Consider the following 26437-nt stretch of genomic DNA (forward strand, 5'->3'; position numbering starts at 1 on the left):
TGTGAATAAGAATCTTGACCTGTTCCTGACCTTTATGAAGATCGGGGCATTTACATTTGGCGGCGGTTATGCCATGATACCGCTGATACAGAAAGAAGTATGCGAAAACCAAAAATGGCTGAACGAAAAGGATATTACGGATATCGTAGCTATCTCCGAATCTACCCCGGGACCTATCGCTATAAATGCCGCAACATTTGTGGGATATAAAACATCGGGATTTGTCGGAGCTTGTTTGGCTACCCTCGGAGTTGTCCTGCCATCGTTCCTTATCATATCCCTTATCTCCCTGATATTGACGCAGTTTCAAAGCATCAAAGCAGTCAAATACGCTTTTATGGGTATCAGGGCAGCAGTACTTGCACTGATACTTAAAGCTCTGTGGATGATGTTCAGATCGGTGCAGAAGAAAAAGAAAAAAATTTCATATGTTATCATGGGAGTATCACTTATACTGACTGCATTCCTGAAAATAGATGCCGTATTTGTCATAATCGGCTGTGGTTTGTTCGGACTGATATGGTCATTCCTGAACAGAAAGGAGCACAGCAATGGCACTGATTGAGCTGTTTCTCGCCTTTCTGAAAATAGGGGCTTTCACCTTTGGCGGCGGATACGCAATGATAGCTATGATACAGGCAGAAGCGGAACGTCACGGCTGGCTGACGCAGGAAGAACTTGTGGATTTTGTCGCACTTAGCGAAAGCACCCCGGGACCCCTTGCCGTAAATATGGCGACCTTTGTAGGCATCAGAACGGGCGGTATTCTTGGAGCAATAATAGCTACACTCGGTATTGTTTTGCCGTCCTTTATTATTATACTTATCATCGCAAAGTGTTTTGAAAAGTACAAGAAAAGCAAGGCAGTAAGCGGTATCATGTCGGGCTTGAAGCCTGCTGTGGTAGGTATGATCGGAGCCGCATTCATCTCCGTTGCAAGGACAGTTTTCTTCCCATCGGGTATCAGCCTATCAGCTTTTTCTTCAGCAAGCTTTTGGGTATTTCTGGGATTATTCGCTGTTACTGCCGTGCTTGCGTTCAAAAAAGTCCACCCGATAAAGATCATTCTGCTGTCTGCAATAATAGGGATAGGCGCAGGGTACGGATTGGGATTATAAAAAAATGTGACAAAGTCCTGCACAAGTGTGGGACTTTGTTTTTGCATGAGAATGATAGTATTTGACTATCTCAATGCTGTATGCTATAATTGAAACACAACTTTGAAATGAGAACCCAAAATGACAAAAGACGAATTATTGAATATGATCAGAGATACAGACTTATCATTAATGAATAACAGCGACGATCCAATCATCGTTTTTTAAAGATGAAAAATAATCACTCATAAAATCTGAAAAAACGAGGTACACGAAAATGCTTGAAACCAACCGCCTTATACTCCGTGGGTTCACCGAAGCAGATGCGAAGGATGTCTTTGAATATCTGCACGAACCTGCAGTCAACTGCTTTGCCTGCATGAAACTTGATACCCTCGAAGATGCAAAAAAGGCTATCAAAAAACGCGTCGATGACGAGCTCTACTTCGCAATAGTACTCAAAGACAGCGGCAAAGTTATCGGCGAGATATTCTCTCACCCCGAGGGCACTTCTCCCGAGGACGAGGTAATGGATACTTACAGCCCATGCTGGATGCTGAACCTGAAATACTCGGGCAAGGGCTATGCCTATGAAGCGGCTTGCGCATATTTCGATCATCTTTTCAGCGAAAAAGGTGCAAGGCGGCTCTACGCTTACACCGAAGATTACAATCTCCCCAGTCAGCGCCTGTGCGAAAAGCTGGGCATGAGGCGCGAGGGTCTGTTTATGGAGTTTGTGTCCTTTATAAATGACCCCAACGGCAATCCTGTATACGAAAATACCATGCAGTACGCGATCCTTAAAAAGGAATGGGAAAACCTGAAAAACAGGAGGCAATAAGATACGCTATGGAACAGGCTGTCGGACTTTTCAAACTCAGCTTGATCTGTTTTCCATCCAAACCCAAAAAAGTCCTCTGTCTGTTTTTCAGAAAGAGGACTTTTTATATATGGGAGAAATTTTGCTTTGGTAAGCTGTTATTCAAAGAAATTAATAGAATCGGTTTTCAATTCACAGTCTCTATCTTCCTGGTACAGAGGATTATCGCGCAGTTCTTCATATGTCAGTAACTGATCTTTCCGGTAAAGATCCCTTTCCGAAGATCTTACGCGCACCATCTTCAGTGCACCTGTGTATTCATTGAACCCTGCATATTCAATAGGAGCGTCATAAATAAAACTGTCAAATTCAGTATCGTCAAGTTCGTTTTCGATAGTTTTTAGTTTATTAAGGCCATCATCATTGATCTCATACAAAGCAGATATAAGCCTGTTATCTTCGGATATGCATGCAGTCGCCACATATTTACCGTCCGCTGTTACACAGGCAAAAGCCTTGTTGTCTTTTACTGCATCGAAAAGATCATACTCAATGATTGAGCAATACTTATCGCCGATCTTTGTATCGCCATTTTCATCAGGCTTTATCATAATAAGTTTTTTGTCTTCTTCGCCAATAACGAAAATAGAACCGCCGTTTGCTGCAAGTATGAACGGCTGTTCCGGATATTCTTTATTTTGTGTTTCTAAGCACTTTAACTCGTACGGTGACGACAAATCGGATAAACTGTACAGATCGGTCCTGTTAATGCCATCTTCGTCTGAATGTGCAACAAGCAACAGATCATTTGAATTCTCCCAGCGAATCGTGCTGGAAACATTTTCGCTGAACTTTATTATATTTTTCTGATCTTCATATCTTACAAAATATAAACATGTATTGAAAATATTCTTATCGTCTACGTTACGCCCCCAGCTATACTCAAAAAATAACGTTTTACCATCCGGAGAAGGAGAAGGAAATATTATATCCATGGAATGACCACAGATATTCACATCGAGATCATACTTATAAAGAACATTTCCGCTGTCATCATATATCGTTGCCAGATATTTGCTGATCGTATTTTCGTCGTCCCTGACCTTTGCATACGTCGCGATTTTATTCTCAAGCCGCTTATCAAAAAGCACGTACTGGTCAGTGCTGATAGTGTTGATAACAGAATCCGACGGAACATCATAGAACATCAACTGGCCATCATCCGACTTAGTGGCTGATTGGTAGATCAGATATCTGTCATCATTGATCCTCTTCACTTTATGATCCGGATAAGCATCTTCTAATTTTTTGGTTATCTCTGAATTCTGTTCTGCACTTTTCTTTAGATTTTGCAGGCCGACATCATCACTTTTTTTATCTGCATTTTCCGTGTAACTGAATTGTTCTCTGTCAGCACGCCTGATATTATTTTTAAGAGAGAACACAACTCCCCCAGCCGCAAGCAGCGCTATACAAGCTGCGATAACTCCGCCACGTCTGATCAGTATCCTTGCTCCCGATCTTTCCTTGCTCACACCCGTTCCTGTTGCTTTGATAACTCTGTTTTCTGAAATAATGCCGTTAGTCTCATTCATATCAAATCCCGCCTTTCCCATGACAGAAGAGAGGATACGGGACTTTTCTGTTTCTGACAGAGTACAGTTTTCTGCCATATCTTCCAGCAGTTCAGCCGCAGGCATCATTTCATCTGCGGTCAGTCCATCAAGAATATCATAAAGCTGTTTATCCATTATTCTCCCTCCTGTTCTGTGAGTATCTTTCTGAGTTTGACAAGCCCCCGCGAGACTATCTTGTCAACTGTGTTGGTTTTCATTTTCAGTATAGCGGCTATCTCTCGACTTTTCTGCCCGAAGAAATACTTTCGCAGAAATATCTCCGAATCAGGTCTGCCCAGTGAAACTATCGCTTCAATAAGATGCCTGCGTGTGTCACGGTTTTCAGTATTATCAGCGACAGTATCAGCTATCTCCTCAAATGATATATTTTCCATCTTTGAGATATGCTTTTTGTAGATATTGATACTGTGCCGTTTAGCGATGACCGCAAGATACGGTGCAACAGCCATTACAGGCTTTTCCGATTTCCTGAAGTATTCATAGAAACTCAGAAAAATATCGCTCACGGCTTCTTCTATATCCTCTTTTGAGCATACACCGGAAAGCTTGCTGTACGCAATAGTATAAACATAACCGCTGTATTTCTCCACCACTTCCGCAAGTCCCCGTTCGGGTTCAGCTTGCAGCAGTTCTGTTAGCTCCTTATCCGTCATAAGAAAACCTCACTTTTGAAACGTTTCACCTACTACATTCAATTTTCAAGCATAAAAACTGACAGTCACAGATAATATTATATCATTATATATGTAAACATTTCATGAACTGATGTTATGTTACTGAAAGCAGACAAATCAAGAAGATAATAGCGTGGCTATCAATATCCAAATAAAAGGCAAAGTAAACTCCCCTACTATAATTATACATTGTAGGGGAGAAAACTTCGCTATCTTTCAAATACGGACTTTACTTTCATTACAGGATATGGCTTGTCTTGAATTTCAGTTTGCCGTCAACATCCGTGCAATGAAATTCTCACACTGTTTGTTTCAGAGATATAAAATTAACTATCAAATTTAAAAAACTTTACAATTGTTGCTAAACCGGCAAGTGAAGCGATGATCTTGCTGCCATGGTCTTCCATAAAAGTCAAAACCATTTTGAAACGGCTCTTACTATCATTTGCCTTACTTTCAGATTTTTCCGTAACACTTTCACGTGCAGTATTAAATATTTCAAGCAGTACGTTTTTCTGTTCGTCAGTCAGATCGCTATTACCTGATATGATCTTACAAGCTTCATTTAGTTCATTCAAGAAACTGCTTTCTTCTTCACTATTGAAATTGACACTGACTTTTGCATTATCGCCTATAACCGCACTTCCCATATTACCATAATTATTTATAGTGTTATTGATCTCTTTTGGTTTATTGCTATCTTGCATTCGATTAACCTCCTCAACTGCTTTTTGGGCAATATCATTTAGCGTATTTCCCTCTTGGATCTCATTGACGATTCTCTGAATAACAGAATGTATCATTTCAACATTAAGTCCATCGATCCCGATATACTGCGCCTCGGACATTTCATCTTTCCAAAGTACTATACATGGGATATATAAACGACATTTCTCTTTTATTGAATCCAACCCTGCTGCGAATTCATAACCGGATTTTGCATAATCATTGCTATAATATATATCCAGTTCTTCTCCTGATAAAAAGTCAAAATCAGACCAATGATCCCTGATCATTTTTTTATAGTTTTCATCGTTTTGTAGAGTAAGTATCAGGCACTTGAAACGATTTTCTTCATTACAGTATCGCTCAATAATGTATTTAAGATTATGGCTTTTATGTCCATGCCCATTAAATAACCATCTTAATCTGTTTATTATTGTGTTGTTATCCGATCGTTTGAAAAATTTGATAAGCTTCTCGGCCTCTATCATACTTTTATGATTATCAATACAATAAGCGTTTGCTAGATCTTCAAATTGATCAACTGTCATCTTATCTATTTTCAAATCATTTTGTCCGAGCCAGTCAACAAAATCGATTTCAACAGGATTTTTAAATAATGTCATAAAATTCAAATATGGTCTTTTACTCTCTTTATATGTCTGTCCTGATTCGAGATAATCCCGGGCATTGCAGATCAGGGTATCAGCATTCATATCTAAGTGAAATATTGATTCATGAGTACGTTTTTGATAATATGGGTCAAAACAGAAATTTCTGAAATAGTAAAAAAATGAATTGATGATATGTTTGTAATCATTACCTTTTAGCTGTAAGTCCTTGTTTCGACTAATACAATCTTGGTAATACGGACTTTCCTGAAACATACGAAAAAGCATTTCAAATCCTTTATCGGGATCATATATTCTTTCATCAGACCGCTGATTATTGTTTGAACAATAATCTTCCGCTTTATGGTATAACTGCATTTCGTATTCTTCATCAAATAACAGATCATATATATCTATGTTGTCTGAATACTCGTATGATTTTATAGAACTACTTAACCATTCCAGAAAATCTAATATTGCAAAATCGGGTAAATGAATCATCTATAGTACCTCTTTTGAAAAACTCGATAAATTCATTATATCATTATTAATTTACTAAGTCAATATGATTAAGATTTAATTATTCAAAATAACGAAATTAGGTTTTGAGTTTTGAAAAAACAGTATATAGTCAGCTCACCATACGCCCTAACCAATCGGTAATAGACCAAATTGAACTCATGCTTTCTCTGTTCCACTATCATAACAAAGCCGATCTACTTCTATTAATTCTTCCCTTGGTTAAGAAGACTTCACATTCCAAACAAAAGTCAATTATTTTATTAACATTAATCAATATTCAATAGTATTTTTTTACAATAATTTATTACAATTCTATTGCTAATTGCACTTATTTCATTAATTTACTTTTGATTATTGCAAATGTTATTGACTATTAAGTAATTTAATGATATAATTTCTTTTGTTGTGAAAATCAACAATTAAAATCACTTAAAATTGGGATTAAAGTCGATTAGTGCTTATGATGTGAAGCATTCTTCATATTTTCGATGAAAGATATATTTACATAGCAGTATTGATAAGCCTGTATTTACTAAATAATCTCAGACAAAAGTCAAATTTTAATTATAATAAAAGAAAAGATTTTTTAGTGAAACAGCTTTCGGCAAAATGACAGACGGATCAGTTTAATAGATGTTTACGTTGTTGCTCCTGCAGCATTTAATTCTTAATATATATTAATATCATACAGTATTTAACTTATCAAAAGTTTTAGTACTTAGAAAATAATTGATTGTTCGTAAGATCAAAACATTAAATTCGGCACAGAATGGAGGAGAGTTGGTTTTCAATGTTTAATGTTTTCTTCTTTATGATCGGTCAGTTATTAATAAATATTTTTAAAACGAAGGAGTAAAATTAAACATGAAGAGATTCTCAAAATCATTTGTAAGTATCTTCCTGACTATTGTTATAGTCATTTCGATACTGCCTATGTCTGCTTTTGCAGCTTCTTACAGTGTAAACTACTGGGAACATTCTGTACCTGGCCGTACACTTTCTAACGGCTGTAAAGGAGACGATGTAAAGTGGCTCCAGTGTGCTATTAATAACCTTGTAACTAATGGTGACAGAAGCAACAGCCGTCTCAGCACTTCCAAATTAGATGTTGACGGTGATTTCGGTAATGCAACAAAGACAGCAGTTTTAGCATTCCAGAAAAAGTATGGTTTAGCAGTAGATGGATATTTTGGCCCTGCTTCTCTTGCTAAGATGAAGTCAGTAGTTCGTTACGGAGTAATTCCTTTTGATCCTGTAGATAAGAATATCACAGAAGGCGTTTATTACATCCGTAATAAGCTGACCGGCAAGTATCTGGATGTTAAGGGCGGTTCAAGTTACAACGGTGCAGAAATAATTCAGTATAAATTCCATGGCGATCCCAACCAGCAGTTCCAGATCAAGTATGAAAATGGTTTCTACAAGATCTATTCAAAGCTCGGAAGATGTCTTGATCTTTCAACCGCTTCCGGTGCAAATACAAACGGTACAGATCTGAAGTTATATGATTCTTCAAATACTCGTCAGCAGCAGTATTTCAGATTCAGAAAAATGAGCGACGGCAGCGTTGAAATAGGAACTGTTAGCAGCTATGGTAACAAGATTTTTGAAGTTACAAACTCTTCTTACGCTGACAGTGCTGTTGTTCAGATCTGGGACAGAAGTGATTCCAGAACTAATGATAACTGGATTTTAGAGCCTGTAAAGACTACTACTCCTATTGTCACCGGCAGACCCTTTAACTGGCCTGTTCCTGATAGCAAGGGAATTTCCGCAGGATTCGGTGACAACAGAAATCATCGTGCGATTGATATTGCAGCACCTACCGGTACATCTGTTAAAGCAGCAGCAGCAGGTACTGTACAGACCTATCCCGGAAGCTGGAACGGCGGTGCAGGCAATTACGTTGTGATCACCCATAAGATCAACGGAGAAACCTACGTAACTGTTTATATGCACTTGAGCAAGATCACAGTTTCCAACGGTGCGACCGTATCCGCCGGCACAGAAATTGGTAAGGTTGGCAGCACCGGCAACAGCACCGGTCCTCACCTTGATTTCTCGATCCGTGCAGGCAGTTTCGGTGGTACAAGAATTGATCCCGGCTTTTACACCAACCTTCCCGCTGGTCTTTACGCCGACTTAAGCGGTGCGAAGAAATACGTAGACGAGATCAACGCAAACAGAAATAATGTATATGCTCTGTCTGAGCGCAAGCAGTCTAATTATTGATCTCGGTTACACGCTGTTTTCTTCTGAGATGAATAGCGTACACTGACAACAAGCCCCCCTATGGTATTACAGAAACCATAGGGGGGCTTTTTTATCATTGTACGTTTTTTATGGTTCGGTTCACATATCGTGATTCTCCGTGCTTTTGATTTTATCTTAAAACCTTAATTGCTTCTATACTATTTACCTTTTTTCCTTTCAGGGAATATCCACCACGCCGAAACTGCGGCAACTATGATATATGCCGCTATCGGACAGAAACCGCCGAGGCACGCCGCTAAGGTATAGGTGATAATGCTGATGATGTTGCGCGGACCCAGATTGAAATCCTTTGCCGTTCCGTTTTCACGGGCAATAAGATATATCAGAAGATGGATCGTCAGGCAGGCTAGCAGCATATCAAAAAAGTACAAAGATACGGGAGCGAATGCGGTGGGATGCGAGCCTATCCAGGCTGTTGTGAAGGGTATGAATGACATCACGAACATCCATGCAATATTGCACCAGAGTATCGGATAATTTACTCTCTTGACATCGTGAAAAATGATGTGATGATTTACCCAGTAGATCGCCACAAACACAAAGCTCAGCAGATACGCAAGCAGTGTCGGTGCAAGATCAAAAAAATCGCTGAGCTTGTCACCCGCGGGCTGTTTTAATTCCAATACCATGATAGTAATAATGATCGCCAGCACTCCGTCGCTGAATGCTTCAAGTCTGTTCTTCTCCATATAGTTTTCCCTCCTCATAATATCAGTTAGTGTTTCGATCGCAGTGATCTGCCCTAGTTTGATTATAACACAAACAGCGATATATTGCAATGTCAAAGGCTGTAAATTGGCAATGTCTGTCACGATATTCGGTGAAGCCACGAGATATCACCTGAATACATCGTGAGTGGTACATAATTAGCCTTTATAGCAATATTCGCCTTGACACCGCAAGAAACACATGTTAAAATTATTAATTATATAGTATGTATCGCAGACGTACATCTATATTTTATATTTTAAATTTTAATCAGATAGGAGAGATCATATGAAAAAACAACTGATGAGAAAAGCATTAACTGCTGCAGTGGCATTTGCCCTTATTGGCGGAACGGTAACTGCTCCCGTTGGAGATAAGACTGTATTCAGCAGTATGATAAATGCTGAAGCTGCAACATTGACCACGTCTTTAAATTGGAATACCGGCGTACTTACTTTAAAAGGAAATGTTACAAAGGAAGATGTGCAGCTATGGAAAAATAATAAAGACGTTAAAACAGTAGTGTGTGAAGAAGGTACAGTATTCCCTGCTGATTGTTCAAGAATGTTTGATTCGTTCAAGGCAAATCGAATTGACCTTAGTAATGCAGATACTTCCAATGTTACAAACATGAAATATATGTTCTCTGATTGTCGTGTTACATATCTTGATCTCAGCGGATTTGATACATCAAATGTTACCGATATGTTTGGTATGTTTTCTAAATGTCACGCCGGCCATCTTGACCTTACAAGCTTTGATACATCTAAAGTAACTGATATGAGCAGCATGTTCAGAAATTGTTATGCTTCATCGATTGATCTAAACAGCTTTGATACCTCAAGTGTAAATGATATGAATTGTATGTTCAGCGAATGTAGTGCTGAATCACTTGATCTGAGCAGCTTTGATACCTCAAATGTTTCTATGATGTGTTATATGTTCAATAAGTGTAACTTGAAAAAACTAAATATCAGCAGTTTTAATACATCCAAAGTTACTGAGATGACAGGAATGTTTTGCAATTGTAAAATCGACTCACTTGACCTTCGCAGCTTTGATACATCAAGAGTTACTGATATGAGCAGTATGTTCTACCAATGTACTGCTAAAACCATTGATCTGAGCAGCTTTGATACATCAAATGTAATCAGTATGAACGGGATGTTCGCCCAATGTAAAGTTAATTCTCTTGATCTGAGAAATTTTGATACATCAAAAGTTACTGATATGTACGCTATGTTCCGTGGCTGTTTCGCTGAATCAATCGATATCAGCAGTTTCAATACATCCGGTGTTATCACTATGGGTGAAATGTTTGCGAAATGCAGTGCTGGATCTATTGATGTCAGTGGATTTAACACATCTAAAGTTACTGATATGGATTTGTTATTCAGCAATTGTCAATTCAGATCACTTGATGTCAGCAATTTTGATACATCAAATGTTACTAATATGAATGGTATGTTTTGTGGCTGTAAAAATCTGACAGAGCTTGATCTTAGAAACTTTGATACTTCAAAAGTCACTGATATCAGTATCATGTTCAATGGCTGTAATAACCTTGAATACCTTGATATTACCAGCTTTGATACATCAAACGTTACCCGTATGAATGCTGTGTTCACTGATTGTTATAACCTCAGATCTCTTGACGTTACCGGCTTTGATACATCAAACGTAACATCTATGAGCGGCGTTTTCTATGATTGTAAAAGCCTGACCACACTCGATGTAAGCAGCTTTGATACTAGCAACGTATCATATATGAACGGTATGTTCTATGGCTGTACCGGTCTTACTACACTTGACCTCAGCAGTTTTGATACAAGCACGGTCGATGATATTAGCCGTATGTTTAAGAACTGTACCGGTCTGACATCGCTTGATCTGAGCAGTTTTGATACCGGCATGGTAACAAATATGGATAATATGTTCTCAGGCTGTACCGAGCTTACATCACTTGATCTGAGCAGCTTTGATACACGCAAGGTAAATTTTACAGGAGTTTACGAAATGTTCAGTGATTGTAATAAGCTGAAAACTCTTAAAATGGGCGAGAATTTCAAAGATCTGACCAAGAGCGCAACACTTATAAACGGAGAAGGCTGGATAAATGTAAATGCTCCCTCGACCGTTGTAAGCGGCAGCGGAGAATATGCAGTTATTAACAACTACGGAAACAACACTTACAAAAGACTGATCTCAGGTAAAGTAGAAGATCCCCTCACATATCCCACGAACATCAAGGTGGAATACAGTGAAAAATATCATCAGGTAAGATTCACATGGGATAAAGTAGAAGGTGCTGACAGATACGGAATCGCTGTATACCTAGCAGGCAAATGGAGAGTACAGACACAAACCCTCACAGACACTACCTATACTTCTCCAAAAAATCTTACTCCCGGCAAGACCTACAAGGTAGCCATTGCGGCAAGAGTAAACGGCAAATGGGATACAGCAAATGCTATCAAACATGCAGGTACTGTTACCATAAAATGATCAGCAGATATCGATAAGATCTCCTGCTTTGTCTTTCCATGCTTCCCTGCCCGCCATAACATCTTTCGCCGAGGAAGAGCAAAACCAAAAGGCAGTGAAAAAGTGATAGCAGGTGAAGCTTATACTAACAAAGAAAATTTATATTGGGATCGGATATCCGTTTTATAAATAAGAGAGTTCGGTCATCTTATTGGATGTACTACGGTTATCTCAAATGAACATAGGACGATGATAATGGGGTTGCAGCTCTTTTAGCTGCAACTCCATTTATTGCTTTCATTCAACATACTGCATTTCCTTTCTTGAAACCGAAGACAGCAGTTCTGCACGCTCTTTTTCATCTGCTTTCAGCTTGCCAAGTCTGTAAAGATGTGCAAGGCGGTATGCATCTACCTTATCGTTCTTGATGTTTCAGATATCCACGTTTTTGATACTTTCACTTTGTATCGGGTTGATGACCATTACCGTGTATCCGTTGTCTACAAGCTGTTTGTAAAGGATACGATGATAGTGCGCAGTCGCTTCCATGATGCAGACAAGTATGGCATCAAGTTCGTCAGAGATGGTCGACAGCTTTTCCAAAAAGTCGGTTATTGAATCCGGGGTATGGTGAACGATACCTCGTTTCACTATCTTGTTACTGACATCAAGCACACAGAAATCGCTTTTTTCTTTGCTGAAATCGATACCCATCACGGGGATATCCTGCGGATAAATTCTTACTTTCAAAGTATTACCTCCATTCACATTTCGAGGCTGAACGTTTTTCACAAAGATCGCTATGCTGGCTATGAATAGGAGTAGACAGACAAAAGCTGTACCCGACCGGCAAGTATAAAAAGCATGGCAGCCTCATATTATGGTAGTTTCATTTTACATAAACCTTCGGTCGGGTGCAACGTTTTGTTTTGCCAAACTAACATTGTTGCTTATAGTTTGGTTGGTAATTACATTCTAATAGCAAGTATAGAAAGTGCCGTATACCGAGGTCACGGCTCTTTCCCAAAACGCAGTACCCCTGCGATCTGGCTGTTAAGGGAACCCGTAGCCCTTAACGATAGCCCTCTATCGAGAGTGTCCAACAGAATTGAATAAAAAGAAGCACCCATCAAAGGAAAGCTTGACAGCTGCCATAAGAGCAAAGAGCAGGAAGCGAATAATAACGATCGGGAATTATAGAAATTATATGTAAGCCCTTGATTAGCGGAGATATATTTGATATAATAGAAAAAAGCAAAGGGGCGATCCTATGGGTATTATACTGAATTCAAAATGTCTTTTAACTCTAACATCTACGTTGATAAAAGCGAGCTTATTATACAGACCAATTCTGTTTTGAAAACTGGAAACCGATTTGTCTGTATAACCCGTCCTAGACGTTTCGGTAAATCTATGGCTGCGAATATGCTCACTGCATATTACAGCTGTGGGTGCGATTCCAAAGAGTTCTTTGACAAGCACCACGAGTGCGTGATCGAGAAGATATGAAAAGAGGGCGGTCCCGTTTTTTTGACGGAACCGCCCTGTTCTGTATCGCAGGCGATGTTGTTCATAACTTCTTGGATAAACCGTGTTATCCTAACTATCCTAATTGAAGTATCACTACGATCTGTGCATTGACATTTTATCAGCATTGTGATATTATAGTATAAGAGAATTTGAAAACATTATAGAGCCGATAAAAGGTTTTGTAAAAGGCGGGCGGTCACATATTTCAGTGCTTGTGAAATAGAGTGAACTGCCCGTTCTTTGTGTCCGTATATGATAGGTTTAAGAGGAAAAGTATGTTTCAAACGGACACGGTGACGAGAGAAAGAAAATCCTGTTCACAAAACGTTTACAAATGTTTTTTGTGGCGTGTCAGTTTTTACGTTTTACTTCCGACTTGGTATATGAAACGTTTCAAAGCGAGGTTTTTTGATATGACCGAAAAAGAATTGCTTGCCCTGCTGTCTGCGGACCCGCGACGGGGACTTGAACAGACCGTGCGGCAATATACCCCATATGTTATGAAAATAGTGCGGACAAAGCTGAGCGGGATATGCACCGCAGAGGATCTTGAAGAAACTGTCAGTGATATATTTATGATGTTTTACAGGTATATCACCCAGAACAAAAAAGAGATCAGATCGGTAAAGGCTTTGCTTGCTGTGATGTCAAGGCGGAGATGTGCAGATGTGTATGAAAAGTCACTGAAGCACAAGGACGATATCCCGATGGATGAACTGGCAGAACTTCCCGCAGATGAACATTGGAACGATGACCGCAGTCGGCTGAACGAGGCACTGCACAAGCTTGGTCAGCCTGATGAGGAGATATTCATACGCAAATACTTTTTCGGACAAAACAGCCGCTCGATAGGAGAAGAAATGGGAATAAGACACAATACGATCGATAAGCGCATTTCACGAGGGCTCAAAAAACTGAAAAAAATACTGGAGGAGAGTAATGATGGATAAAAAGCTGAAAAAACTTATGGACGAATGGCAGATATCCGATGCGGAAGAATTTAAGGCTGACCTTGAAAACTTCGGCGAGGACAAGGTATCTTCCGACTCCATTGAGCGCATTCTTTCCTCTACCTTACAGAAAGCAGGATTTGAAGAGCAGGGTTCAGTACCTGCATCGAAAGGAGTCATTACGATGAATAGAATGAATGAAGATAACAAGATAGACAGTATAAAAAGATTCGGAAAGGTATCGACCTTCCACAGAGGCGGGGCAATAGCAGCCTGCCTGGCAATAGTGGCAGCAAGCACATTGGCAGTCAATATTCTGGTTGGCGGAAATAACAGTACAGATGAGGATAGCAATTCCAAGATACAGGTAGCGCAGACTTCAGTTTCAAAGGCAGCTGCGCCTGCAGAGAGCGGTCTGACCGATGACGGAAGCAGCTCACATGAAGAAGAGATCAGCTCGGGAACAGAGAGTATATCCGAAAAGGAAGAAAATAATTCTTCGGAAAAGTCTGATAATTCCGCTGACAGCAAGCCCGTAAACGGAACAAGCGAGGAAGATGACAGAGGCGGTCATGCGCATGCAAGCAATCCCGATGATGTGTATGAAGACAGCAGCGATGTGATCGACCGGGGCGGTCATATGCACGCAAGCAATCCCGATGATGTTTATGAAGACAGCAGCGATGTAATCGACCGGGGCGGTCATATGCATGCAAGCAATCCTGACGATGTGATCGAAGACAGCAGCGATGTAATTGACCTGGGCGGTCATATGCATGCAAGCAATCCTGATGATGTGTATGAAGACAGCAACGATGTAATTGATCTGGGCGGTCATATGCATGCAAGCAATCCTGATGATGTGTATGAAGACAGCAGCGATGTAATTGATCTGGGCGGTCACGCACACGCAGTTAATTATCCCGATCAATCAAACTTTGATTACGAGTAAGTGTAGATACGACCATAGCCACCCCCGCTTTTTATATATGACCAGCGCAGCTCCGTGTCCGAAAAAGGACGCGGGGCTGTGTGCGTTATAGTATCTTTTCTTTTGGGGCGGGATAGTTTTTGGGTAGAGATTGACTTAGTTACGCTTATGGGGTATAATATCCTTTGTAGTATATTTCGACAGCAGGACGATATACGCCCTGCAAAAAAGTAGTAAACCTCAAAGAACAGAAAAGTATAAACTGAGCAAAAAAAGTCGGGAGAAATCATTGCCTGATATGCTATCATATACACACGAGGTGAGAAGAAATGGACGATAAACTCAGAGCGGTACAGAGAATGCAAAGGTACATCGACAGTCATATCAGTGAACAGATAACTCCTGCACAGCTTGCGGAGGAAGCATTGTTCAGCCCGTGGTACGCAAGGAAGATATTCGAGCAGTACACAGGTCTGACACCTGCACGGTATATCCGCAGACTGAAACTAAGCAGATCTGCACTGAGACTGCGTGACGAAAAATGCGGTGTACTGGATATCGCACTGGATATGGGCTTCGGAAGTGCCGAAGGTTATCAGCGCGCGTTCCGAAATGAGTTCGGGATAAACCCGAGAGCATATGCCGAAGCACCCGTTCCCATACCGCTGTTTATCCCATACCTCGTGAAACCGAAAGACAGCGAAAGGAATGATACTATGGAAAACGTTAAGACCGTATTTGTCACCGAGGTAAACAGACCTGCACGAAAGGTAATAATCAAGCGCGGCATAAAGGCTGATGAGTATATGAGCTACTGCGAAGAGGTGGGCTGTGATGTGTGGGGTATACTTGCAAGCATACGCACCCTTGACGGCGAGCCTGTGTGTATGTGGCTGCCCGAGCATCTGAGAGATCCAAAAGCTAATATCTACGTTCAGGGCGCGGAAGTCCCTGCGGACTTTGACGGCACCGTTCCCGAGGGTTTTGAGGTCATAGACCTGCCTGCAGGAAGTTTCCTGATGTTCCGCGGCGAGCCGTTTGAGGAAGAGCAGTACGTTCAGGCGATACAGCAGGTGTGGCAGGCGGAGGAGAAGTTCGATCTTACGTCTGCGGGATATATGCGCGATGACTCAAACCCGAGGATACAGCTGGAACCCATAGGTACAAGAGGCTATATCGAGCTTGTCCCCGTGAAGAAGATATGATTTCCCGCATACTACTTTACAAAGAATTCTATATACAACTTAAAATACTAATTTATTTCCAAGATAAAAGTGCAGCAGACCAACATCTGCTGCACTTTTTGCGTAGCTGTTTTTATTACTAAAACACCGAAATCGATTAATTTTAACTAAAGATGAAGTGCGTATATTTTTGTACAAGAAGTATATTGTATAATATATAGTGTAGTGATTGGGTAATTAAATAAGATTAAGTATATAATCCTAAATCGTGTGTTAATTAATTGACATTCAAAATTGAACGTGATATACTTATCTCTGCGAGTTATTATTGTGAGTAATTCGCCTTGCCATGGCGGCATGATAATTTATTTAGGAGGGTTAAAATGAATCACAAAAAATCAAAAAATATGAAACGTATCGTTTCAGGTATGCTGGCGTTGACATTATTATCCAGCGGTGCAGCTTTACCAAGTGATGTAATGAGCAATGTAGCATCGGTTATTACAGCGCAGGCTGCTGATACTGAGGTAGACTGTTATTCATTTGACTTGGATACAGGTGTGCTTACGCTTAGAGGTGAGGTAAACCGTTTTACACTTGAAAAATTTAATAATCAATATCGAGAAAAAGTAAAATCTGTTGTAGCTGAAGCGGGCACAGTTTTCACTCTAACCTGCTATTCGCTGTTTTCTGGTTACAAAAATTGTACTGATTTCGATCTTTCAAATGTTGATACAAGCCAGGTCCATAGTATGTATGAAATGTTCAAAGACTGTAAAAGTCTGACCACACTTGATCTGAGCAGTTTTGATACAAGCAGTGTTGCGAGCATGTGTTCCATGTTCTATAACTGTAGTAGTTTGAATTCTCTTGATGTAAGCGGATTTGATACAAGCAATGTTACAAGTATGAGTTATATGTTCTACAACTGTAGTAGTTTGAATTCTCTTGATGTAAGTGGATTTGATACAAGCAAAGTTCAATCTATGAGTTCAATGTTTTATGGTTGCTCTGCTCTGACTTCGCTTGATGTAAGCGGATTTGATACAAGCAATGTTACGCATATTGATGGTATGTTTGCAGGATGTTCCAGCTTGACCACGCTTGATGTGAGTAAATTCGATACAAGCAATGTTACAAATATGCTTGCTATGTTCAGAGGCTGTTCTAAAATAACCACACTTGATGTAAGCGGATTTGATACAAGCAAGGTCAACGGCATGGTACTCATGTTCGCGCGTTGTAACAGTCTGACTAATTTAGATCTAAGTGGATTTGATACAAGCAATGTTTTAACAATAACTGGTATGTTTTCAGGATGTTCTAGCCTGACCTCGCTTGATTTAAGTAACTTTAATACAAGCAATGTTAAATATATGAATATTTTGTTTGAAGGTTGCTCCAGTCTGTCCACTCTTGATGTAAGAAACTTTGATACAAGCAAGGTCACAGATATGACCGATATGTTCAAAGATTGCAAAAAGCTTAAATCTCTTACTCTTGGAATAAATTTCAGAAAAGTACCAAAAGAAGCTGGTCTAGTAAATGGTGATGGCTGGGTTAATTTAAAAACCCCAACAAAAATAGTAAGCGGTGATGGACAATATGCTGTTATCGATAATTATGGCAAGAACAACTATAAACGCATCATTATTCCCACATACCCCACCAACATCAAATACACATACAATCAGGGATATCACCAGTTACAATTTACATGGGATAAGGTCAAAGGTGCTGACAGATATAGCATCGCTGTTTATCAGGCAGGCAAATGGGTGATCCAGAAAAACAACATCACTACAAACAGCTTCGTAACTCCTAAGAACCTGACTCTCGGTAAGACTTACAAGGTAGCGATTGCTGCCAGAGTAGGCGGCAAATGGGATAATGAAAACGCTATCAAACACGCTGTGACTGTCACCATTCCTGCCGGTGTGTCCGATTTTGATGGAGATGGTTATTATGATACTTCTGATCCCCGTCCAAGTATTCGTGATGACTATTCTTTCTTAAATAATGAAATATATTCTATTAATATGTATCATGATGATGAAAACGCCTCATATCCGATAGAAGCTGTTTCAAGCTCAAGTGTAAAGACTACTAATAAATCTAAAGATGAATGTGATGATGAGAATTATTTCAGATTTAAATGGTGTGGAAACGGATATAAATTATACTCTGTTAAATATGAAAGCAATAATAAAGTATTATCAATAAATCAATCCGGGGATGTTGTACTTGAAGAAGATAAGAATCTTCCATCTCAAATTTGGGAAGTTTTACCTTATGGATACTCTAAAGACAACTTACCTATCGATGGTTTACGTTTTAGAAGTAAATTGTGTTATACACCGGATTGCAAACCAACATCATACTTTTTATCATATGATGGTTCAAAATTAACAGTTACTACTAAAGATGCAAGAAATAAAGTTAAAGTATACTCCCCTAAAGGATGGACAAGATTTGGCGAGATGCTTCTTAATAAATACGGCTGGGAAAATACTGGTGCGTCATCGACAACAGCTTTAGAGAATTATGATCATAATGTTAGTATTGGTGTTGATCCAGAACAAAACATTTATAAATACGGTGTATATGATCTCCTTATCAATCAGGAGGGCGGTAATTTCCCAAAACTGAATTTCGTGGATGTAAAAATGGACGAAGTATGTTGTGAAATCATGGGAACCTACAATGCACTTCTTTTGGATAATGTTCAGGTTGATTTCTTCAAGCTTGCTGCTGAATTTGAGGAGAACGCATGTGGTAATTACTATGTATTCGGTGGTAACGGTTGGGCTGGTAGCGATCCAAAAGCAATCTCTTCTTGTTTGGATGCATATAATGTTAATTATACCACTATAGATATAGCAGACTATAGAGATATAGCAGACTTAGTAGAAGTTCCTTTCAATCCCGATGTAATCGAATTCAGTGAAGAATTTGAAAAAACATATAATAATAAAATAAACAAACCTGCTTGTGATGCATTTGATACTGAACTGAAGAATGGTGTATGCGGAATTATTTCCTATAAATTTGATGTACGCATTCATACATACGCAGCCGTATATAATAGTTATTCAGCAGTTCCAATTTCAACATTTAATCTCCTCTGCAAGGCTAAACCGAAAGATTATCCGAAAACATTCTCATCTACATATGATGCGTTAAAGAATTATAATAAAGGAAAGCTTAAAAACATAGATCATTATCTGGTTGGATATGTGTTAAAATAATCTTTAGATAGGTGAAATTGTGCTAAAAAATCATTATTCATTTATAGGTTTCAATCTTTATTTTAGCACGAAATAGTATCTGTCTATCGATCGGTATGATTCCTAATGGAACTGAATACTAAAATAATCGCCATCTCTGAGTTTTCAGAGATGGCGATTGCGCGTAAGTATCAAACTCTCCGCACCTACATCTTCAATGTCTAATGAAGTATAATAAACTCCAAGCAACACCATGAAGTAAATTGGACATTCCAAATTGATCCATGGAGTTCATTGGAGTAGATTAGACAAGGAGGTAACAGGTATGCAGTTAAAAACAACGACACTCATAACATTCAAAAAAGAAATGCAGCTTCAGGAATGGTGCGCAGAAAACTGGACCATCAAGCCTTATGTTATTGCGAGGAAGAATTTTCTTTTCAGCTTTACCGAGAAGGGCGCACACGCAAGTACGGCGATCATGACGATGATCGAAACGGCTAAACGAAACGGTCTTGATGTGTACGGGTGTCTTCTGCATCTGCTGACAGAGCTGCCGAAGTACGGTCATACTCCGACAAAAGAACAGCTTGAAGCTCTGATGCCGTGAAGCGACAACCTGCCGGTCTTTTACACGAAAAAAGTTTAGTCAGGTAGAGTCAGTTACAATACCGGAAATGAGTCTATGTAAAGCAAATGTGTAGTGAGGTATAGTCGTTTCCTGCATATGATATACAGAAGAGCCGTGTTGTTTAGCACGGCTCTTTTTGGTGGGTATTATAAAGGTGGGATTGGTTTGCGGTCACTTTTTATTGATTCGAAGATATCATCCTGCTGTTGTAATCACTGCTTGTGAAAAATAGTCTCGCAATAATACTCTTTCTCAGGGCAAATGATATCACCACGCTTAACAACAGTGCTGCTATCCCGCAGAAGTACACTACAAACGCGATACTTATATGCCCGACGATGATACCGAGAATGTAGTATATCGGATCGATCAATATAATAAACTATACCAAACAGAGCAGTGTCATAATATGTTAAGCGAGAACGGCTCGCATCCGGTCTAGACAGTGCCATACCGCAGGCAGCCAGTGCCATTATCCCATAGCCTATCATATGTCCCTGATATACCAGAAAGCCCGTCCTGCCCAATAAGATTATCTCCCCCAGTGAAAGTGCGGCACCTGCAATGAACAAAATGATATATATCCATTTTTTATCTTAAACAGCATCTCGCTCTTTTCACGCAGAATTTTTCCGAGCAGCAGATACGGCAGCGCACGAATCAGCCAGTTTCCGGGAATGTACTGATAGCCAAGAATTCCAAAATGGATAATGCCTGCAAATTCTCCTGTGAGCAGCATAATGATAAAGCATATTATCATAACTGCCTTGTGAGCCATAATTACAATGATAATCACCTTATGAAATTATTAATGTATGTTCTTTAGAGCATATTCTCAGGCTTGCTCTTTCTTCCTATCCAGCCAAGAAATTTCGCCCAGTTCAGCGTTTCTTCGCGTTCCGGATTTGAGTGATCATTGATCTCTTTCAGAAATTCGATAAAGCCATAAATACCACCCACATCGTCAAAAACATTAAGGCCGTCAGTTCCAATACAAAGTTGGTTGCTTTCGATGTCTATCTCAACAAGCTTCTGTCGCAATTCTTCACATACCTCCGAGCCTATGCTGTCTTTATATTTGTAGTTTTTGCGTGCATCATCGTATGTAAACACATCAACTTTTGACCAGCCGTCCTTTGTTTGATAATTCAAGAAGTTTATTCTGTCATAGACTTCTTCGCAGGTGATCTTCACGCACCAATCGTCACCGTAGTCATAATGATAATACAATTCGCTAACGTTAGGGATTAGTTTGGGTCTAAGTTTGAAAAGATCGCGTGATGCCATACTCCAATATTTCAAAGAAGTCTTATGTTCTGCAATAGCTTCATCGGCAGTCATTCCGTAAGCGTTTTTTATCTTGGACGGATTTTCAAAACCTATCTCCATCAAATTGCAATAGCTCGTCCTCCATGTAAGAAGCTGCCTTACAGCTTCATTGAGTGCTTCTGCTTTTTTTGGGTTCGCTGTAGTCAACTCTTCGATTTCTTCTGTATCAGCTATTGAACTGAGTATTCTTGCTTTCCATTCAGGAACTGAGAACGCATCATCCGAGCTGCTTATCATCAATTCATTGATACGCAGATTTTCAAGCAGATAGTTTGGATCTTGCTCATATATGGTTTCTCTGAGGGAACTATCTGCCTTAAGATCTATATGTTCGCCCAGCTCGCTGATCTTTCTCCTATTATCCGAATAAGTGTTACAAACCGACAGATAATCATTATCGATGTATTTGTGTTTCAGCCAGGTCTTGAAGCTCTTATTCTGCATATAGTCATCATCGGCATAACTGTCATCAACATCTTCATCATGTAGATAAAACAGAGTTCCCACAAGCTTTGCCCACTGATTTGTTTTATTCTCTATCAGCTTTTCAAAAACAGAATCGGGCAGGCTGAAATTGTGAAGATGTGAGTTCTGCCAGCCAAACAGCTTCTGGATCATATAGTGCATTGAATGAAGGGTCATATTGCCCGGGACAAGAACTGTTCTGCTTATTGAGCTTTCAGCCTTAGCAAGTTTCAAAGCATCACTGTCCGGTTCCGGCTGCTTTGAATCCGAATCCACCAATTCCAGTCTTAGCCGGAGAACACAGTTTTTGTTCTCCTCGCACTCGACGGGAATATCAAAGTATGTAAAATCAGCTTTTATCTCAGGTATTTTCTCGATGCTTATTTTCGTACTATTTCCTCTTTTCATTCTTTGAGCAGCCAGCTTCATACGCTTTCTGTACTCGCTGCTCCATTCGGCATCATTTGAAGAAGAATTACCGTATACTCCCCTGCTATAAGGAATATACGCCTGAACGTTTTTTATTGTCATATGAAGCTTTTCGGCAATTTCCTCTGTCGAAAGCCCTTGTACATAAAGTTCACCTATCTCAAGACTGCTCCTGCTGCACCAAAGACCTTCGGTGATAAGTATCCTCTGAACCTTAACTTTTGAAAGACCAGTTTCAGCAACAGTATCCTTTACCGACTCAGTTTCATTGTATATAGATATGACCTTTTGGTAGATGTCCTGCTCACTCATGGGTAGGACTCCTAAGATTTATTTCAGCTGATGGGTATATTATAGCAAATAAGCGATTAGTTGTCAACCTAAACTTTCATGTCTTATAAAAGTGCATTTTGGAGTTTTGGCTCCTAATGCACTTTTATCGCAAAATATTCTCATTGACGAAATGACTATTCAAACACAATTCATTACGTATTTTTAGATTTTACGCCAATGTTTTTATTTAACGAGAGCCTGTCATTTCCATTCTTTACTTCTTTCTTTATGCTTTTGATATTGATATTTGAAGATATACCTTTTATTACAGTTCTGACTATACCGTAGATCCAAGCAAAATGGATCAGAAACGGGTACTTTTTACACAAGCTCCATTTTCTTAGTCCATCATTTTGAAAGTACCGAAAGAATCCAAAGCTTTTTATATTATAAGCAGTATACATAATTCTTTTATCATTTTTCTTTTTTGATGAATTATATGCCTTTATTCCAAAGTTTCCGGTCTCAAATATAATATCCAAATACTCAGCTAAAGATTTTTTCGATTGTATTACCATGTTCAGATCATTAGGCAGACCACAATATTCAATACACATTGCTGTTGTATTCAATGCCAATTCGTCTAATCCAGTACTCCTAGCAATTGGAATAAATGTATTTTCCCACAAATCACGATCCATCACTTTATGAATAAATATTTCCCAATCTATAATCTGACGTAACCCGAGGTCACATCCTCTCATATGCTGATTGATGTGTCCCAAAAGTACCAGTCCATTTTCAATATCCGGAAGCACCGGAATTTTATATCCGTCCAGTTCTCGATACTCTCGTTTATCTATTGACTGCTCAAGAATATCGTCCATGTCAAAGCCTTCAGAACTGAAATGATGATGTAATTCAATTATTATACCGTTTTTCTTATATACGATATTTCGTTCATACGCTAACATATGACCATTCTCATCCTTGTTATGGTCGTAAATATATCCGTTGCTTTCCAATACTTCAACAGCCTTTTCAAATTTAGCACGAGTGACAAGTACATCTATATCACCCATTGCTCGCAAATATGGCTTCGGATAATACTGCGCAGCAGCAGAACCTTTGAGTATAACACAAGGAATATCGTTAGCATCAAGCAACTTTACAAGTTTATCCTGCTCAAACAGAATCCTCATGTATGTCGCTTTACCCATTTCGACACTTACGTCCTTTACAGGAATGACAGGGCTTATTATTCCCAAGACAGTCTGAGCTTTTGCTTCTTTTATAACCTCATCCCAATCTGTGTCAGCAGAATAATTAGGTTCAGTTCCAAATAGTGAAGCTTTTATTGCTTCTAATAATGCAACTTGAGTCGTGGTCAATTTCATTTCAGCTTCACTCCTTGATGATTTTGAAAAAGCACCCCGAAAGGTGCTTTTAATGTTCAATCTCTCCTAAAAATATCTCTGGTATAAACCTTATCCGCTACATCATCAAGACAAGCATCATAACGGTTAGCAATAATAGCCGCAGACTGTGTCTTGAACTTCTCAAGATCATTTACAACAACACTTCCAAAGAATGTCTCGCCATCTTTAAGTGTAGGCTCGTAAATGATAACAGTAGCTCCTTTAGCTTTGATACGCTTCATTACACCTTGGATAGAACTCTGACGGAAGTTATCGCTGTTCGATTTCATCGTCAGACGATACACACCTACAACTACGTTTTTCTCACTAGCAGAATCCCATGTGCTATTTGCGCTGTAATAACCAGCAATCTCAAGAACACGATCTGCAATGAAGTCCTTACGAGTGCGATTGGATTCAACAATTGCAGACATCATATTCTGCGGAACATTAGCGTAATTAGCAAGCAGCTGCTTGGTATCCTTCGGCAGACAATAACCGCCATAACCAAAGCTGGGATTGTTGTAGTGACTGCCAATTCTCGGGTCAAGACACACGCCGTTAATGATCTGCTGAGTGTCAAGACCTTTCATCTCTGCATAAGTGTCAAGCTCGTTAAAATAGCTTACACGCAGCGCAAGATATGTATTCGCAAACAGCTTGACCGCCTCTGCCTCGGTAAAGCCCATAAACAACGTGTCGATGTTTTCTTTGATTGCTCCCTGCTGCAAAAGATCAGCGAAAGTATGCGCGGCATTTGTCAGTTTCGCATCTTCAAGATCGGTGCCGACAATTATTCTGCTCGGATAGAGATTATCATAAAGTGCCTTGCTCTCACGAAGAAATTCAGGGCTGAAAATAATATTCTTTGTATTATACTTTTCTCTAACCGATTTTGTATAACCAACGGGAATGGTTGATTTGATGACCATTATCGCGTTCGGATTCACTTTGAGAACAAGTTCTATAACAGACTCAACAGCACTGCAATCAAAGAAATTCTTCTTTGGATCATAGTTTGTAGGAGCAGCGATAACTACGAAATCGGCGTCTTTGTATGCGCTCTCACCATCGAGAGTTGCAATAAGATCAAGCTCTTCTTCAGCAAGATATTTCTCTATGTAATCGTCCTGAATGGGCGATTTCTTATTGTTTATCAGTTCGACTTTCTCTGGGATAATATCAACCGCTGTAACGGTATTGTGCTGCGCCAAAAGCGTTGCAATCGAAAGTCCGACATATCCTGTTCCAGCTACTGCTATTTTCATTATTTCTCTCCAATCATTTATTGAATTTCTTGTGCCAGTTTGCAATACGAACTATTTCCGTACATGATTGAAATTTTAATATCAAATCTCCGTTTAAAAATCAGAATTATCAATTATCGTATGTCTTTCTTACAAAATTCACAAAGATAATCTCAACTTATTCTTTCATTTTCTCTTTAATCTGCGTTGCGCTTATTCCTTGAGTATATGGGAAGTACTCAATTGAAGCCCCAAGTTTAGCAAACTGTTCTTCTGTTCTCATATAACGATCTGGGCCTTTCCAGTCATCACCAGAAAACAGTAATCAAAGTGGAATTTTTCCAAAGCCAGCATCTTATCATCTGTTGTATCAATGTCCAACCACAATATCCCCTACAACATTTATCAGTTTCAAAATACGTATCCAGATTATACAGGATTCATATGCTTTCAATGATCCAAAAAACGATTGAGATACTCATAATTAAATACATCAAACATACCCAAAACCAATTTATCTAAAAAAAAATCTTAATCAGTACTAGAATAATCACTTATAAATGTGTGTGCAATGTATTTAATGATAATTATCAATGTTATTTCAAGTATATAGCATTTATAATGAATCTAGCATATCCCAATTTATGACTCTGTTTTGTCAAGCTGTTTCTTTATAGCAGATGAACAAATACCCGGTGTTCTTTGTAATCTTACTACTTCTTTACCATTCTCTCTGCACCATTCTACAGCTCTTTTAAACCCATCATGATTCTGATCTCCCCCAATAGCGAAAATATCGAAATCAACCTCAGGCAAAGTTTTATCTACATCCTGATATGTAATTACCTCGTCTACTACGCGAAGAGCTTTTACCAAATCTATTCTTTGTTTAGTTGTATAAAGAATGGTTGCATCGGGTTTAGTTTTAAGTATGCAATCCCCATCTTGAACTGCAACTATCAAATAATCTCCCAATTTCTTAGCATTTTCAAAGAGGCGAAGATGTCCTAAATGAAAGTAATCAAAAACACCTACAGTAATAACTTTTTTCATTATTTTTTCTCCTTTATATATTGATTTAATAAATAATAGCCTATTCAAAGTTCCATAAATCCCACAAGTCTATTACAGTTACTTGTATCATTATGCAGATAAACATAATCCTTGATTTCTCACTTTTTTTTATATTTGTCAATATCAAACGGCAAAATCATACAAAAAGATACATGTCAGAAAGAGTTTATACCTCATGACTCGAAATAAGCTTATGGAT

At 39.1% G+C, this 26437-nt stretch carries 22 protein-coding genes; 12 read left to right on the forward strand and 10 right to left on the reverse strand.

Annotation, left to right across the window (positions count from 1 at the left end; genetic code table 11):
* Window position 1 precedes the first annotated feature (1 nt).
* From BMY75_RS09315 to BMY75_RS09325, 3 genes are all read left to right on the forward strand, one after another.
* Window positions 2-565 carry a chromate transporter gene (locus BMY75_RS09315; RefSeq protein WP_074833037.1) on the forward strand — a complete coding sequence of 188 codons (564 nt, stop codon included), beginning with the start codon at window positions 2-4 and terminating at the stop codon, window positions 563-565.
* Window positions 552-1118 (forward strand): chromate transporter, encoded by a 567-nt coding sequence (locus tag BMY75_RS09320; RefSeq protein ID WP_074833262.1) that lies wholly within the window; start codon window positions 552-554, stop codon window positions 1116-1118. The genes BMY75_RS09315 and BMY75_RS09320 overlap by 14 nt, the downstream gene beginning before the upstream one ends.
* A gap of 256 nt (window positions 1119-1374) precedes the next feature.
* A complete protein-coding gene (locus BMY75_RS09325) occupies window positions 1375-1938 on the forward strand; it encodes a GNAT family N-acetyltransferase (protein WP_074833040.1) in 564 nt (187 codons plus the stop codon).
* A 137-nt stretch (window positions 1939-2075) separates the two neighbouring features.
* Here BMY75_RS09325 and BMY75_RS09330 read toward each other — a convergent pair whose 3' ends face one another.
* From BMY75_RS09330 to BMY75_RS09340, 3 genes are all read right to left on the reverse strand, one after another.
* The gene (locus tag BMY75_RS09330; protein WP_074833043.1) at window positions 2076-3668 is read right to left on the reverse strand and encodes a hypothetical protein; all 1593 of its coding nucleotides are present in this window, start codon (window positions 3666-3668) and stop codon (window positions 2076-2078) included.
* Complete coding sequence (locus tag BMY75_RS09335) at window positions 3668-4207, reverse strand: RNA polymerase sigma factor (protein ID WP_074833045.1); 540 nt, start codon at window positions 4205-4207, stop codon at window positions 3668-3670. The genes BMY75_RS09330 and BMY75_RS09335 overlap by 1 nt, the downstream gene beginning before the upstream one ends.
* Window positions 4208-4554: 347 nt before the next feature.
* Entirely contained in the window at window positions 4555-6063 is a 1509-nt protein-coding gene (locus BMY75_RS09340; protein WP_074833049.1) for a hypothetical protein, read from the reverse strand.
* 885 nt (window positions 6064-6948) lie between these two features.
* Between BMY75_RS09340 and BMY75_RS18645 the strand changes: the two genes are divergently transcribed.
* Window positions 6949-8316 (forward strand): peptidoglycan DD-metalloendopeptidase family protein, encoded by a 1368-nt coding sequence (locus BMY75_RS18645; protein WP_074833051.1) that lies wholly within the window; start codon window positions 6949-6951, stop codon window positions 8314-8316.
* Between the two features lie 179 nt (window positions 8317-8495).
* Here the strand turns inward: BMY75_RS18645 and BMY75_RS09350 are convergent, their stop codons facing one another.
* Entirely contained in the window at window positions 8496-9047 is a 552-nt protein-coding gene (locus tag BMY75_RS09350; RefSeq protein WP_074833052.1) for a TMEM175 family protein, read from the reverse strand.
* A gap of 307 nt (window positions 9048-9354) precedes the next feature.
* Between BMY75_RS09350 and BMY75_RS09355 the strand changes: the two genes are divergently transcribed.
* The gene (locus BMY75_RS09355) at window positions 9355-11571 is read left to right on the forward strand and encodes a BspA family leucine-rich repeat surface protein (protein ID WP_242940214.1); all 2217 of its coding nucleotides are present in this window, start codon (window positions 9355-9357) and stop codon (window positions 11569-11571) included.
* Window positions 11572-11982: 411 nt separating this feature from the next.
* Here the strand turns inward: BMY75_RS09355 and BMY75_RS09360 are convergent, their stop codons facing one another.
* Window positions 11983-12300: an IS110 family transposase gene (locus tag BMY75_RS09360; protein ID WP_074833054.1), complete on the reverse strand. Its 318-nt coding sequence runs from the start codon at window positions 12298-12300 to the stop codon at window positions 11983-11985.
* Window positions 12301-12843: 543 nt separating this feature from the next.
* On the opposite strand from BMY75_RS09360, the gene BMY75_RS09365 reads away from it, so the two are divergent.
* The 7 genes from BMY75_RS09365 to BMY75_RS18655 all read left to right on the forward strand — a co-directional run bounded on the left by BMY75_RS09365 (window position 12844) and on the right by BMY75_RS18655 (window position 20359).
* Window positions 12844-13059: an AAA family ATPase gene (locus BMY75_RS09365; protein ID WP_081350500.1), complete on the forward strand. Its 216-nt coding sequence runs from the start codon at window positions 12844-12846 to the stop codon at window positions 13057-13059.
* Between the two features lie 434 nt (window positions 13060-13493).
* Window positions 13494-14030, forward strand: coding sequence for a sigma-70 family RNA polymerase sigma factor (locus BMY75_RS09370; protein WP_074833056.1), 537 nt, complete (start codon window positions 13494-13496; stop codon window positions 14028-14030).
* Window positions 14020-14982 (forward strand): hypothetical protein, encoded by a 963-nt coding sequence (locus tag BMY75_RS09375; protein WP_139199767.1) that lies wholly within the window; start codon window positions 14020-14022, stop codon window positions 14980-14982. Before BMY75_RS09370 ends, BMY75_RS09375 begins: the two co-directional genes overlap by 11 nt.
* A gap of 308 nt (window positions 14983-15290) precedes the next feature.
* The gene (locus tag BMY75_RS09380) at window positions 15291-16166 is read left to right on the forward strand and encodes a helix-turn-helix domain-containing protein (protein ID WP_074833061.1); all 876 of its coding nucleotides are present in this window, start codon (window positions 15291-15293) and stop codon (window positions 16164-16166) included.
* A gap of 362 nt (window positions 16167-16528) precedes the next feature.
* Window positions 16529-19393 carry a BspA family leucine-rich repeat surface protein gene (locus tag BMY75_RS09385; protein WP_074833063.1) on the forward strand — a complete coding sequence of 955 codons (2865 nt, stop codon included), beginning with the start codon at window positions 16529-16531 and terminating at the stop codon, window positions 19391-19393.
* A 304-nt stretch (window positions 19394-19697) separates the two neighbouring features.
* On the forward strand, window positions 19698-19982 hold the full coding sequence (locus BMY75_RS18650; protein ID WP_074833066.1) for a transposase domain-containing protein: 285 nt from the start codon (window positions 19698-19700) through the stop codon (window positions 19980-19982).
* A gap of 242 nt (window positions 19983-20224) precedes the next feature.
* Window positions 20225-20359 (forward strand): hypothetical protein, encoded by a 135-nt coding sequence (locus BMY75_RS18655; RefSeq protein ID WP_278289232.1) that lies wholly within the window; start codon window positions 20225-20227, stop codon window positions 20357-20359.
* Window positions 20360-20535: 176 nt separating this feature from the next.
* Here the strand turns inward: BMY75_RS18655 and BMY75_RS18235 are convergent, their stop codons facing one another.
* The 5 genes from BMY75_RS18235 to BMY75_RS09415 form a co-directional block, all read right to left on the reverse strand.
* Window positions 20536-20742 (reverse strand): hypothetical protein, encoded by a 207-nt coding sequence (locus BMY75_RS18235; RefSeq protein ID WP_139199771.1) that lies wholly within the window; start codon window positions 20740-20742, stop codon window positions 20536-20538.
* Window positions 20743-20825: 83 nt separating this feature from the next.
* Entirely contained in the window at window positions 20826-22538 is a 1713-nt protein-coding gene (locus BMY75_RS09400; protein WP_074833070.1) for an IS1096 element passenger TnpR family protein, read from the reverse strand.
* A gap of 173 nt (window positions 22539-22711) precedes the next feature.
* On the reverse strand, window positions 22712-23956 hold the full coding sequence (locus tag BMY75_RS09405) for a nucleotidyltransferase domain-containing protein (protein ID WP_207646269.1): 1245 nt from the start codon (window positions 23954-23956) through the stop codon (window positions 22712-22714).
* On the reverse strand, window positions 23953-25185 hold the full coding sequence (locus BMY75_RS09410; RefSeq protein ID WP_074833075.1) for a nucleotide sugar dehydrogenase: 1233 nt from the start codon (window positions 25183-25185) through the stop codon (window positions 23953-23955). Before BMY75_RS09410 ends, BMY75_RS09405 begins: the two co-directional genes overlap by 4 nt.
* Window positions 25186-25806: 621 nt before the next feature.
* Window positions 25807-26217, reverse strand: a complete 411-nt coding sequence (locus tag BMY75_RS09415) for an FAD synthase family protein (protein WP_074833077.1) — start codon at window positions 26215-26217, stop codon at window positions 25807-25809.
* Window positions 26218-26437 lie beyond the last annotated feature (220 nt).

The sequence above is a fragment of the Hominimerdicola alba genome, assembly GCF_900109655.1.
GTDB classification, from domain to species: domain Bacteria; phylum Bacillota; class Clostridia; order Oscillospirales; family Ruminococcaceae; genus Hominimerdicola; species Hominimerdicola alba_B.